At 65.0% G+C, this 12,703-nt stretch carries 9 protein-coding genes; 4 read left to right on the forward strand and 5 right to left on the reverse strand.

The annotated features are described in order from the left end of the window. Nucleotides 1-79: 79 nt before the first annotated feature. A complete protein-coding gene (gene sppA / locus AB7849_RS07235; RefSeq protein ID WP_369500763.1) occupies nt 80-1,966 on the forward strand; it encodes a signal peptide peptidase SppA in 1,887 nt (628 codons plus the stop codon). A 509-nt stretch (nt 1,967-2,475) separates the two neighbouring features. Here the strand turns inward: sppA and AB7849_RS07240 are convergent. Next, nucleotides 2,476-3,306, reverse strand: a complete 831-nt coding sequence (locus tag AB7849_RS07240; RefSeq protein ID WP_008214212.1) for an ABC transporter ATP-binding protein — start codon at nt 3,304-3,306, stop codon at nt 2,476-2,478. Between the two features lie 67 nt (nt 3,307-3,373). Then, entirely contained in the window at nt 3,374-3,595 is a 222-nt protein-coding gene (locus AB7849_RS07245) for a hypothetical protein (RefSeq protein ID WP_008214215.1), read from the reverse strand. Nucleotides 3,596-3,674: 79 nt separating this feature from the next. Between AB7849_RS07245 and AB7849_RS07250 the strand changes: the two genes are divergently transcribed. Beyond that, nucleotides 3,675-4,457 (forward strand): SDR family oxidoreductase, encoded by a 783-nt coding sequence (locus AB7849_RS07250; RefSeq protein WP_008214217.1) that lies wholly within the window; start codon nt 3,675-3,677, stop codon nt 4,455-4,457. Between the two features lie 152 nt (nt 4,458-4,609). On the opposite strand, the gene AB7849_RS07255 is transcribed toward AB7849_RS07250, so the two are convergent. Together AB7849_RS07255 and AB7849_RS07260 are read right to left on the reverse strand one after the other, a co-directional pair. Next, entirely contained in the window at nt 4,610-5,233 is a 624-nt protein-coding gene (locus AB7849_RS07255; protein WP_369500765.1) for a DUF4124 domain-containing protein, read from the reverse strand. Nucleotides 5,234-5,284: 51 nt separating this feature from the next. Next, on the reverse strand, nt 5,285-6,229 hold the full coding sequence (locus tag AB7849_RS07260; RefSeq protein ID WP_172623993.1) for a DegV family protein: 945 nt from the start codon (nt 6,227-6,229) through the stop codon (nt 5,285-5,287). A gap of 218 nt (nt 6,230-6,447) precedes the next feature. Between AB7849_RS07260 and AB7849_RS07265 the strand changes: the two genes are divergently transcribed. Both AB7849_RS07265 and AB7849_RS07270 read left to right on the forward strand, forming a co-directional pair. Further along, on the forward strand, nt 6,448-7,239 hold the full coding sequence (locus AB7849_RS07265; protein ID WP_037102435.1) for an AMP nucleosidase: 792 nt from the start codon (nt 6,448-6,450) through the stop codon (nt 7,237-7,239). A 365-nt stretch (nt 7,240-7,604) separates the two neighbouring features. After that, nucleotides 7,605-10,709 (forward strand): TonB-dependent receptor, encoded by a 3,105-nt coding sequence (locus tag AB7849_RS07270; RefSeq protein WP_369500766.1) that lies wholly within the window; start codon nt 7,605-7,607, stop codon nt 10,707-10,709. A 168-nt stretch (nt 10,710-10,877) separates the two neighbouring features. Here AB7849_RS07270 and AB7849_RS07275 read toward each other — a convergent pair whose 3' ends face one another. After that, nucleotides 10,878-12,461, reverse strand: coding sequence for a tetratricopeptide repeat-containing sulfotransferase family protein (locus tag AB7849_RS07275; protein ID WP_008216481.1), 1,584 nt, complete (start codon nt 12,459-12,461; stop codon nt 10,878-10,880). Nucleotides 12,462-12,703: the final 242 nt, after the last annotated feature.

Consider the following 12,703-nt stretch of genomic DNA (forward strand, 5'->3'; position numbering starts at 1 on the left):
CACCCCGGTTTCCCGGCAGCCCCATGACGGCCGTCGCGCGAACCGCTACGCTGGCCGGCAAACCACAGGGACTACCGGCATGACATCACCACCGCCGCTGCGCCAACCGCGCCAGCCGAATGGATTCTGGGCTTTCCTGCGCGTGTTCGGGCGCGGCATCAATGGGGTGCGGCTGGTCATCATCAACGTGGTGTTCTTCGGCCTGCTCGGCTTGCTGCTGTTGCTGGTGCTGGGCCTGTATGCGGGGCGGCATGCGGGGCAGGAGGTGGTCGATCACAGCGTGCTGGTGCTGCAACCGCGCGGGCAACTGGTGGAGCAATACAGCGTCGAGCCGTTGCAGCGGGCGTTGGCCGGCCTGTCCGGCGAGGCTCCGAAACAGGTGCAGTTGCGTGACCTGGTCGGTGCGATCGACGCGGCGGCGAAAGACTCGCGCATCACCCGCATCGTGCTGGACGCCAGCCAGTTGCACAGCGGCGGTTTTGCCGCCTTGCGCGAAGTGGGCGCGGCGCTGGATCGCTTCCGTGCCAGCGGCAAGCCGGTGATCGCCTGGTCGCCCAGCCTCGACCAATACCAGTATTACCTGGCCGCGCATGCCGACCGCGTGCTGCTCGATCCGAAGGGCGAGCTGATGATCACCGGGCTGGCGAATTACCGGCTGTTCTACAAGGACCTGCTCGACAAGTTGGGCGTGCAGGTGCACCTGTTCCGCGTCGGCCAGTTCAAGAGTGCGGCCGAGCCTTACATCCTCGACCACGCGTCACCGGCCTCGAAGGAAGCCGACAGCTTCTGGATGGGCGGCCTGTGGGACGAGTACATCGACGAGGTGGCGAAGCTGCGCAAGATCGATCCGGCCGCGCTGCGCGCCGACATCGACGACTTGCCGGCCAAGATCGCGACGACCAACGGCGACCTCGCTCAGTTGGCGCTGGACGAACACTTGATCGACGGCACCGCCACCCGCGCCCAGCTGATCGAGATGCTGCGCAAGCAGGGCGTGCCCGCCGGCAAGAAAGGCTTCGGCATTCGCGAGGTGGGTCTGGCGCGATACGTCGCCGATCTCCCGCACCAGGGCAATGCCTTCGCCGCGGGCGTGACGGTGGTGGTCGCCGAAGGCGATATCGGTGCCGGTCGACGGCCACCGGGATCGATCGGCGGCGAATCCACCGCGGCCTTGATCCGCGCTGCGCGCGAGGACAAGCACACCCGTGCGCTGGTGCTGCGCGTGGACTCGCCCGGTGGCGAGGTGTATGCCGCCGAGCAGATCCGCCGCGAAGTGGCACTGACCCGCGCCGCCGGCATTCCGGTGGTGGTGTCGATGGGCGACGTGGCGGCCAGCGGCGGCTACTGGATCTCGATGAACGCCAACCGCATCATGGCCGAGCCGAACACCATCACCGGCTCGATTGGCATCTTCGGCATGTACTACTCGGTGCCCGGTACGCTGGCCAAGCTCGGCATCGCCAGCGACGGCGTCGCCACCGGCCCGATGGCCGGCGCGTTCGACATCACCCGGCCGCTCGATCCCAAGGTCGGCGCGGTGATCCAGGCGATCATCAACAAGGGCTACCGCGATTTCGTCGGCGGCGTGGCCAAGGCGCGCGGCAAGAGTTTCGATGCCATCGACGCGATCGCCCAGGGCCGCGTGTGGACGGGTCGACAGGCGTTGCAACGCGGTCTGGTCGATCAGCTCGGTGGTCTCGATGACGCAATCGGCGAAGCGGCCAAGCTGGCCAAGCTCGCGTCGGGTTACCCGGTGCGTTACGAAGAGGCGCCGCTGAGCACGTTCGAGCGTTTCCTGATCAGCATGAAGCAGAACGCGATGGTGACCACACTGCAGGGTTATGGCATCCATCTGCCGCGATGGGTGGCGCAGGTGAATGCCATGGCGCCGGACCTGGCGCTGCTGCGGCGGGCCGAGCCGGGCAAGCCGAATGTGTATGCGTATTGTTTTTGCACGCCGCATTAAGCGGCGTGTGCCGGTTGGGGATTGCGGGATGGCTCACTTGCTTGTGGCGGCAGGGGGTGGCTGCAAAGCGGCTCGTCAGCCGGGCTGATCCCATGCGCTTCGTACGATTCAACGTTGCCATGTCATTGTCGCAAGGCTTCACCGTTTTCCATCCCTTCGAGAAGCGGCGCGCGGCGAAGGACAAGGCCCGCAGGGTGGCTGGCATGGATGCCAGCCAGTTCGACGCCAGGGCAGGATGCCCTGTCGGCGAACCCCCGTAGCCGGGCGCGGACCCGCCGGCTCGCAGAGCCGGTGGGCGCGAACGCAGGGTGTCCCTCTTTTGGTTCCGTTTTCTCGGACAAGCGAGAAAATGAACCCGGCTGCCGGCAGGCGGACGGAACCCCGTCACCATAGGTGGCGGCATGCATCCGAGGCACTTCAATCAAGACGACATTTCTTTCGAAGAATGTCTCGGTCCGCGCAAGAGTAACGAGCAAAAGCGGTGGGTTGACCGTTGAGTGGCTGAACAGTCAATCGAGCGTGGCGGCATGCCAGTCGCCACGACGGTGCACGTGGACCGGCATGCCGAAGGTGGCGGTGAGGGCGGTGTCGGTGAGGGTGGCGGCCTTGTTGCCTTGCTGCAGTACGCGGCCGTCGTTCAGCAGCACCACATGGTCGATTTCCGGCAGAATTTCCTCGATGTGATGGGTGACCAGCAGCAGCGTGGTGCCGCCGCGGGCGAGCGTGCGCAGGCTCTCCAGGAAACGGCGGCGGCTGGCCAGGTCGAGGCCGGCGCAGGGTTCGTCCAGCAGCAGTGCGCGCGGGCGATGCACCAGTGCGCGGGCGATCAGCACGCGGCGCGCCTCGCCGGTGGACAGGGAGGCCATCTCGCGGCCGGTCAGGTGGCTGGCATCGAGTTGCTCCAATGCTTCATGCGCGCGCTCGCGCATGGCTTCGGTGACGCGATGGTCCAGACCCAGTCCGCGCGCGGCGAAGAAGCCGGAGACCACCGCGTCGAACACTTCCACTGGCGTGTCGCTGGTGTAATCGAGCTGCACCGCCGGCGAGACGATGCCGAGCAAACCGCGCAGCTCGGCCACGTTCCAGCGCTCGCGGCCGAACACGCGGACCTGTCCGCGGCCATCCTGGCGCGCCAGCGGATAGATCTGGCGTGCGATCAGCTTGACCAGGGTGGACTTGCCCGAGCCGTTGGGACCAAGGATCGCGGTGTGCTGGCCAGGGGCAATGCGCAGGCTCAGGTGGTCGAGGATCAGGCGTTCACCGCGCAACACGCTGGCTGCGTCGATGTCCAGCAGTGGCGTGTCGGGGGTGATGGCGTGTGCGGAAGGGTGGGCGTTCATTCCGGCACGATGCCCGCAAACGTGCCGACTGGCAAGACGATGGACGTCAAGACGTCCAAATGGTGCGTTACTGCGATTGTGCCTCGATCTGCTTGCGCTGCTGTTCGGCCTGCTTGTTGACGATCTTCTGCACATCCTTCGCGCGCTGTTCGTCCTGCTTCATCGCATCCCATGGTGTGGCGACGGAGGCGGCATGGGCCTGACTGGCCGCGGCAGCCTGCGGCACGGGCGGTTTGTCCGAGCAGGCGGCCAGCAGGCACAGGCACAGCAATGGCAACACGACCTTCATGACGAACTCCCCGCTGGATGATGGCGGAAGTGTTGCGCCATGCGATGCACCGGGCAAGTCATCGTGTAAGCTTCGGCGCATGAACAGCCGCATCAACGCGTGGCAGTTGCACGGCCACACCGCATTGATCACCGGTGCCAGCAAGGGTATCGGTTACGCCGCCGCGCGCGAACTGGCGGCACTGGGCGCGAACCTGTTGCTGGTGGCGCGCGACGAGGACTATCTCGAACAGGTGCGGCTGGACCTGGCCGATGATTTCCCCGGCATCGACGTCTTCGCTTTCGGCGCCGACCTGGCCGAGGCGGAAGACCGGCTGGCGGTGTTCGACTGGGTGGCCGACCTGGGCGCGCCGCTGTCGCTGCTGGTCAACAATGCCGGTGGCAATCGACCGATGGCTACGCTCGATTACGCCGCGAACGACTATCGCGAGATCTTCGAGCAGAACCTGTTCTCCGCCTACGAGATGTGCCGGCTGGCGCATCCGCAACTGGTGCAGCATGCCAATGCAGCCATCGTCAACGTGGGCTCGGTGTCGGGCTTCACCCATGTGCGCACCGGCTCGCCGTATGGCATGACCAAGGCCGCGCTGCACCAGCTCACCCGCAATCTCGCCGCCGAATGGGCGGTGGACGGCATTCGCGTCAATGCGGTGGCGCCGTGGTACATCCGTACCCAGCGCACCGACCCCGCCCTGGCCGACGAGGATTACCTGGAAGAAGTGCTGGAGCGCACGCCGCTCAAGCGCATCGGCGAGCCGGAGGAAGTGGCGTCGGCGATTGCCTTCCTGTGCCTGCCCGCGGCCAGCTACATCACCGGCCAGGTGCTGGCGGTGGATGGCGGCTTTCTCAATTTCGGTTTCTAGAAACGAGGACGCGGTGTTTTCCACAGGCGCTGGGGAAAGCCTGGTGGCAAGCCTGTGGACAACTCGCCAATGGCGTTGCCGAACGGTTACTTGCCACGCATTGCGCAAACATTGACCAGGCGTGTGCCGGGCGGCCGAAGTGGCGGCCGGTTTCAGCAGTTGGTGAGTTGCGCGCGCAGTTCGGCCTCGCGTTTGAGCAAGGGCGGCTGATCGCTCTTGAAGGCGCGGCGCAGCTTGTCTTCGTTGGCATCCCAGTCGTCGTGCAGGGCCTGGCAGGTTTCGCTTGGGCTGAGCTCGCGACAACGGTCCTGCACCCAGGTGTAGTTGTTGGCGACCAGGCCTGCCGTGACCTTGCCGTGGCCCATGTGGTTGGCGCCGCTATAGGTTTGCGCCAGTGAGGAGGGCACGATGCCGAGCATGCCCAGCGGCGCGAGGTAGGGCGCGGGCTGGCCGGAGCTGAGGTAGGTGGTGCCGTCGGTGGCGCGCACGCAGCGGTACATCAGCGGCAGTGGCGCGGCCGGGCGAGAGGGTGGCGGTGGCGGTGCGGCGATGGCCGGCGCCGGTGCCGGCGTGTCGGCCACGGGTGCCGCCGGAGCCGGCGCTGGAGTGGGCTGCCGGTCGCGGAGCGTCAGGGTCTTCTGCCGCTGCATGGCGGAGCAGGGCATGCCCTGGTAACTCACCTTGCCGTCATGGCCGGTGCACTTGTAGACCGTGGTGCCCGCCGCCGCCGGGGCAACGGACAGGAGCAGCAGGAACAGCAGGCCACGACGTGTCATGCCGCTGATTCTAAGCCGGCGGCGAACCTGCAGGGCAATCGGGCGCCGGACTCAGAATTCGGCCACGTGTTCCTCGGCGGCGAAACCCAGCGTCACCGCGCCTTCGCCGACATTGACCATGCCGGTGATGCTCATCGGAGCCTCCATCAGCTCGACGTTGCATTCCGCGCAGGCTGCGCGCAGGCGTTCGTAACCGGGCAGTTTCGGCAGTTCGGCGAGATCACCGCCATAGCTCACGCAGACCATCGGCACCATCAGGCCGGCATGCACGCGCTTGGCGGCGTAGCCGAACAGCACTTCGGTGCCGTGCTCGAAGCCGCGGACCTTGCCGACCGGCCCGGTTTCGCCGCGATAGCCGCGCAGGATCGGCTTGATGTCCAGGGTGGAGCCGAGCACGGCGCTGAACAGGCCCACGCTGCTGTCGCCCTTCTTCTTGGCGCGGGCGCGCAGGTAGTACAGGTCGCGCGGCAGCATGTAGCCGTAGGAATTGTTGGCGACGTGGGCCAGTCGCTCGCGGATCGCCGCGGGTTGTTCATTGGCAGCGATCAGGCGGGTGGCTTCGTACACGGCCGGGGCGGAGCCGGCGAAGATGGTGCGCGTGTCGATGATCCGCATCAGGAAGGGGCCACTGATGCCGGCCGGTTCGCGCACGCTGCGATAGTTCTTCAACACCCCGAAGCTGGCCTTGTTCACGTGCTCGTTGATCGGGCTGCGCGTGGCGGTGATGGTGAGGCAGAACACGCAGTCCCGCTCCAGCACCAGCTTCTCCAGGAACAGCTTCTGCACGTCCTCGACCGAACAGGGCTCGGTTTCGGCGGAGTGGCTGCGGCTGCCCAGCTTGAGGTCGAGGAATCGCTGGACCTCGGCCGGCGCGCGGTCGTCCTTGAACGTGTCGTTGTCCACGCGTACCGCGATGGGCATGATCGCAATGTCGTGCTTCTGCAGGAACGCCTGCGGCAAATCGCAGGATGCGTCGATCGCCAACCCCATGCGCATGATTCGGTCTCCGTTGATCGGCAGGCCGAACATAGCATGGGGTGTCGCGCGGGGAACTCGGAAAAATGGAAGGGTGCTCGCGCCGGACGGTTGTCGCCGGGGCTGGCGAGGCCGCAGGGTCACCGCCTATGATGAGTACCATCTTTTGGCATCTCGCCGGCGTGGCGTCGCCGGTAACGCGCAACGAAAGATCGTTGCGTCGCCTCCAGAGCCTGCGCATGAAAGACAAGCAAGAGATCGTTTCCAACTGGCTTCCGCGTTATACCGGCACGCCGCTGGAACAGTTCGGCGAGCACATCCTGCTCACCAACTTCGGCCATTACGTGGACCTGTTCGCCGAGTGGCACGGGGTGGAAGTGCAGGGGCGCGATCGCCCCATGCCCAACGCCACCGCCGACGGCATCACCCTGATCAATTTCGGCATGGGCAGCCCGAACGCGGCCACCGTGATGGACCTGCTCGGTGCGATCCGGCCGAAGGCGGCCTTGTTCCTGGGCAAGTGTGGCGGCCTGAAGAAGAAGAACCAGATCGGCGACCTGGTGCTGCCGATCGCGGCGATCCGCGGCGAGGGCACCAGCAACGACTACCTGCCGCCGGAAGTGCCGGCGCTGCCCGCGTTCCAGCTGCAGCGCGGCGTTTCCACCATGATCCGCGACCTCGGCCACGACTACTGGACCGGCACCGTCTACACCACCAACCGCCGCGTATGGGAGCACGACGACCAGTTCAAGGATTACCTGCGCCGCACCCGCTGCATGGCGGTGGACATGGAAACCGCCACCATCTTCGCCGCCGGCTTTGCCAACGGCATTCCATGTGGCGCGCTGCTGCTGGTCTCCGACCAGCCGATGATCCCCGAAGGCGTGAAGACCGAGGCCAGCGACCGCAGCGTGACCACGCAGTTCGTCGAATCGCATATCCGCATCGGCATCGAGGCGCTGAAGCTGGTGCGCCGCAACGGGCGCAGCGTGAAGCATCTGCGCTTCGAGGAAGATATCGAGGGCGAATGAGCCGGGTATCCGCCGGCCTTTCGTGACGGGTGAAGCCGGGCCGTGTTCCGGACGCCGCAATGGCGTCTGATGCGTCGAAGACGCAGGTTTTCGCGGAAGTGTGACAAAACGAGACTTGTATCGTTGAAATTTTGTTACGGGATGGCCTAGTCTCGAATTAGATCGATTGAAATTTGCATCGGGCGCCTGACGGGTCCGATCCATCGATCTGTCCGTACGCCTTCCATCGCTCACGCGACCGGGGGAAGTACGAGGTCGTACCGCGGCCATGACGCATGGCCGGTCTGTCCGGCCCGTCATGACGTACACCGCAATCGCGCCTCCGGGTTCCGGATGGTGTTCCTTCAACCGGTGGGATCAATTTCATGAATATCAAAAAAGTCACGCGCATGTCCGGGGGGAAACATGTGCAGCGCACGGCACTGGCCTTGGCCATTGCCACGGGTTTCGGCTTGTCGGGGCAGGTACTCGCGCAAGCCACGACCGGCACCATTTTCGGCACGGCCACCGCCGGCGCCGAAGTCCAGGTCACGGGTGGCGCGGGCTTCAGCCGCACCGTGCCGGTCGGGACGTCGGGCCATTACTCCCTTACCGTCCCGGTGGGCACGTATACGGTGAACCTGCTGCAGGGCGGCCAGGTCGTGCAGACGCATGAACACGTCAGCCCGCAGGCGGGCAGCGCGCTGGAAGCCGACTTCACCGACGCCGGCGCCGGTGCCGAGGGCGTCAACGCCAAGAATTTTGCGGCGGTGACGGTTCAGGCCAATGCCTTGCCGGCGATCGACGTCACCTCGACCACCCAGAACACCACCATCACCTCCGAGCAACTCGCGCGGCTGCCGGTGGCGCGTTCGGCAGGCTCCATCGCGCTGCTGGCCCCGGGAACAACCCCGGGCGCGGCGCGGCTGGGCAGCGGTCCGATGGGCGATCCGCTGGTCTCCTTCAGCGGTTCGACGGTGGTCGAAAACGCCTACTACATCAACGGGTTCAATACGACCGATCCGCTTTCGGATACGGGCGGCATCACCTTGCCCTACGGCTCCATCGATCAGCAGCAGACATTGACCAGCGGCTATGGCGCGAAATACGGCCGTTCCGCTGGCGGCGTGATCAGCCAGGTCGGCAAGAGCGGTACCAACCAGTGGCATTTCGGCGGCCAGGTGCTGTGGCAACCGGCGTTTGCGCAAGCAAACTATGTGAATTACCACTATGCGAATCCGCGCTCGACCACGCCGGGCCAGGAGCCCGGGGATCTCTACCGCTATCGCCAGGCCAGCAGCACCTGGAACACGGTCTACGACGCCTACGTGGGTGGCCCGCTGATCAAGGACAAGCTGTACGTGTTCCTGTCCGCCGAGGCGAACAAGACCAGCAACAGCAACGTGCAGCCGATCACTTCCGGCGGTGGCCAGGAAGACTTCTCCACGACCAAGGCGCCGAAGTATTACGCCAAGCTCGACTGGAACATCAACGCGAACAACATCCTCTCGCTGACCGGTATCCAGAATTCGTACCAGACCAGTGCGCCGGAAATCTACGGTTTCGACTACGGCACCAAGAAGCTGGGCGCGCTACAGAGCTACGGCCAGTACAGCAAGGACACGGCCAAGATCTGGATCGCGAAGTACACCTCGTACATCACCGACAACCTGACCATGAGCGCGATGGTCGGCAAGATGCACAATAGCTACTACGTCGAGCAGCCGCCTATCGCCGGGCTGACTCCCGACGTTGCGAATGTGCTCGGCTCGGGCAACGAAAACCCGCTTTACGGCGGTCCCGGCATCACCAGCCTGAATACCAGTACCAACATCAGCAACCCCAGGCACAAATCCAGCGTCACCAATTACCGCCTGGACCTGGACTGGAGGCTGGGCGACCACGATTTGCAGTTCGGCATCGACAACGACAACGACATCGACATCAATGATGGCAAGGCGATGACAGGTCCGGGATTCGCCTGGGATTACGGCAAGGTCGATCCTGGCAAACCTGTAACCTCTGGCGTCTACAACGTGGCGCCGCCCAATACCCAGCCGGGTGGCGAGCAGGGATATATCGTCTCCAAGTACGTCTTCGTTACCAGCGCCACCGTCAAGGTGGCGCAGCGCGCGCAATACATCCAGGACAACTGGCAGGTCACGCCCAATCTGCTGCTGAACCTGGGCCTGCGCAACGACCAGTTCACCAACTACAACCCGGCCGGCGTGGCCTACCTGAGAGAAACCAGCCCGCAGTGGGCGCCGCGGCTCGGTTTCAGCTGGGATGTGCTGGGCGATTCGAGCCTGAAGGTGTTCGGCAACGTGGGCCGCTACTACATCGCCATGCCCTCCAGCGTTGCCTTGCGCGCCGCCGGTGCGCCGCTCTACACGAATCAGTACTACACCTACCAGGGTATCGACCCGGAAACCGGTGCGCCGCTGAATATCCATCCGCTCGCCACCAACGCCCCGGGCGGCGCGGTGCCGAGCAACAACTCGGACGGCACCCCGATCGATCCCAAGACCGTGGCCGCCACCAATCTCAAGCCCGAGTACCAGGACCAGTTCGTCCTCGGCATGCAGCAGCAGATCAATTCGTCCTGGGTCTATGGTGTTACCGGCATCGTCAACCGCATGGGTCGTGCGATCGACGACTGGGGTGACCAGCAGGTCATCTACAACCAGTTGATCGCCCAGGGCGCCAACCCGGCGACCTTGAAGATCTCTGATCTCAACGGGGGCTACCTGATCAATCCGGGCGCGACCAACGTCATTCGCGTCGCGAACGAAGCGGGCGGCTACGACGAGGCGACCATCACGCGTGAGCAAATGGGTTTCCAGAAGCTCAAGCGCAAGTACTACGCGCTGGACATGTACCTGGAGCACCCGTTCGATGGCAAGTGGTACGGCAAGGTGGATTACACCTTCTCGCGCAGCTACGGCAATACCGAGGGACCGGTGCAGTCAAGCATCGGCCAGGGCGGCAGCTCGCAGTCCTCGACCGAGCAGTGGGACTTCAGTCAGCTCATGGAATACGCGGGCGGCGTGCAGGCCAACGACCAGAAGCATCAGCTGCGCGCCTACGGCTATTACCAGTTGGCGCCGGAGTGGAGCGTGGGGGCACAGCTGCGGATCGCCTCGGGTTATCCGAAGTTCTGCCTGGGTGCTTACGGTGTGGACGAGATATCGAAGTTCAACAACTACGGCAATACCGACTACCACTATTGCGGTGGCAAGCCGATGCCGCCGGCCGCGAACGGTCGGACCCCGTGGACGCACCAGCTCGACCTGCAAGTGGCGTACCGCCCACTCTGGGCCGGCAAGAAACTGGGCTTCCAGGTGCAGGTCTTCAACGTGTTCAACGAGCAGAACGCGACCCAGTACGACTACGGCTATGGCCTGACGTCCGCACCGGAGTCCACGTACATGCTCACGGCGGGCAGCGAGCTGCCTCGCTACGTGCAGTTTGGCGTGACTTACGACTGGTAAGCACAGGCAGCATGCCCGGTCCCGACCGGGCATCGTGGCGTATTGGAAAGCCGCCGGATTCGTCCGGCGGCTTTCCTTTGTGCGCAGCGGCCCGGTTGGCACCACCGGTGCGGAACCTTGCCGGATACGTAGTCATGTCGGCCCGGGCTGTGGCGAGTCGCGCAGTGGTCAGCCTGCTCCGTTTTCCTGTTCGGCCAGCGCCCGGCGCAGAGGTTCCAGTTCGCGGGCGTAGCGCTGCCATTGCCCCAGGCCGCGGCGGTGGATGGCTTCGCGGACCTGGGCACTGCTGGGCGTGGCGACCGGCGCGGCATTGTGTTCCGGGTGCAGGCAGGCGTTCTCGAGCGTGAGTCCGCAATGCTGCAGCACTTTGCTTACCGTGTCTTCGGTGCGCTGCACCAGGTCGGCATAGGGCACGTCGAGCACGGTGCCCGGCAGCGCCGTGCGCCAATGCCGCGCGAGCCGCGCATACTGGCTGTGGTAGTGCGCGACGGAGTCCAATCCGTAGCTGTAGGCGGAGATGTTGCCGAACAGCGCCTTGTAGTTGGAGAAGCACACATCCATGGGGTCGCGCACCAGGTGCAGGATCGGCGCCTGCGGCAGCGCGCGCCGGATGAACCCCACCAGTTGGATGTTCGCCGGCAGCTTGTCCACGTACCAGGCCTTGCCCTGCGCGCGCCAGCGGGTCTGGGCAAGATAGCGCTCGCCCAGCTCCCGGTAGTCGATCCGTGCGCTGCGGCGGACGATTTCCAGCAGGCCCGCGTTGCGCGCGGGAGGCACGTCCGCCACCCAGTGCAACTGGCGCCAGAAGTCGATGATCTCGCCGGCTGAGGCCACCTGCGAGTGACTGGAGAGGATGCGATCAAGCAGGGTGGTGCCCGAGCGCGGCATGCCCACGATGAAGATCGGCAGCGGGCCCGGCGAGCATGCATGCACGGGCCCGGATGGTGACACGGGCATGCCGATCAGCGCCGTGGTGACGCGTTCCTCGGCCGCTGCGTCGTAGGGGTTGAGCGCCCGCATCAGTGCGTTGCAGCTCTCCAGCGCCGCCCAGGCCTCGTCGCGCCGGTCGAGGTCGTCGAGGGTCTTGAAGCGGGCGTATTCGAACTCGGCGCGCACGAAGCGCTGTTCCGGCGTGCCGGCCAAGGGCAGTTCGCACAGCCGGGCGGCGATCCAATCCAGACGCTGGGTCTCGGGACGCTGTTTGCGCAGGTTGACGAGGACCGTCAGCGCGTCGCCGAAGCCGGGCCAGCGGGCCAGACAGCGTTCCAGCACGGCATGGGTAGCGTCCGCCTGGCCGCTGAACTGCAGCAGTATGGCGTGCATGAACAGGTCGCCGGGGCCGTCAACGCCGGCGTCGACGGCCGCCGCCATCGTGCGCAGGGCCCAGTCGTGATCGCCCAGCATGAATTGCAGGTGGGCTTGGGTGGCCAGCATGTCAGCGGGTGGCTGGGGGGCCTGTGCCAGCAGTTGCAGGCAGCGCCGGGCAACGGCGATCTCGCCTTGAGCGATCAATCGCTGAACCAGCGCAACAATCTGCGGTGCGTCGTGTGGCAAATGGCCGGCGGCGCGCAGCAGAGGGGCACTTGCTGCGCGGAAATGACCTCGATGAAAGCGGGTGCGCGATAGCTCGACCAGGCTTGCGACATCATCGGGAATCCGCACCAGCCGGGCCTCCAGCATGGCCTGGATCTCGGCGAGCCGGGTGGTGTCGGAGGCGGGCGCATATTCGGATGAGTCTGTGGAAGCAGTCATTGCCGGATGGTAGAGCGGTTGGTGCGTGCGCTCAAATACCTGCGGACATGAACGAGTGAATGATGAGCGATCGGGGGAATGCGTAACGAATAGCGAAGATCCGGCAGCAATATGCAACAAATGGCGGAGACTGGCCGATATTACGCAATGAATAGCATTGTGTTATCGCGACATGCCGGGCCAAACATAAAAATTTTGTTGACTCATGCGTTTTTGCGGAGGTATTTTGCGAAGCGGTAGAT

Origin of the sequence: Rhodanobacter sp. FW021-MT20, assembly GCF_041107475.1 — a bacterium.
GTDB classification, from domain to species: domain Bacteria; phylum Pseudomonadota; class Gammaproteobacteria; order Xanthomonadales; family Rhodanobacteraceae; genus Rhodanobacter_A; species Rhodanobacter_A glycinis.

Excerpts from the sequence above, each read along its gene's own strand:
- sppA (WP_369500763.1), top strand. The coding sequence starts at position 80 with ATGACATCACCACCGCCGCTGCGCCAACCGCGCCAGCCGAATGGATTC.
- AB7849_RS07240 (WP_008214212.1), bottom strand. The coding sequence starts at position 3,306 with ATGAACGCCCACCCTTCCGCACACGCCATCACCCCCGACACGCCACTG.
- AB7849_RS07245 (WP_008214215.1), bottom strand. The coding sequence starts at position 3,595 with ATGAAGGTCGTGTTGCCATTGCTGTGCCTGTGCCTGCTGGCCGCCTGC.
- AB7849_RS07250 (WP_008214217.1), top strand. The coding sequence starts at position 3,675 with ATGAACAGCCGCATCAACGCGTGGCAGTTGCACGGCCACACCGCATTG.
- AB7849_RS07255 (WP_369500765.1), bottom strand. The coding sequence starts at position 5,233 with ATGACACGTCGTGGCCTGCTGTTCCTGCTGCTCCTGTCCGTTGCCCCG.
- AB7849_RS07260 (WP_172623993.1), bottom strand. The coding sequence starts at position 6,229 with ATGCGCATGGGGTTGGCGATCGACGCATCCTGCGATTTGCCGCAGGCG.
- AB7849_RS07265 (WP_037102435.1), top strand. The coding sequence starts at position 6,448 with ATGAAAGACAAGCAAGAGATCGTTTCCAACTGGCTTCCGCGTTATACC.
- AB7849_RS07270 (WP_369500766.1), top strand. The coding sequence starts at position 7,605 with ATGAATATCAAAAAAGTCACGCGCATGTCCGGGGGGAAACATGTGCAG.
- AB7849_RS07275 (WP_008216481.1), bottom strand. The coding sequence starts at position 12,461 with ATGACTGCTTCCACAGACTCATCCGAATATGCGCCCGCCTCCGACACC.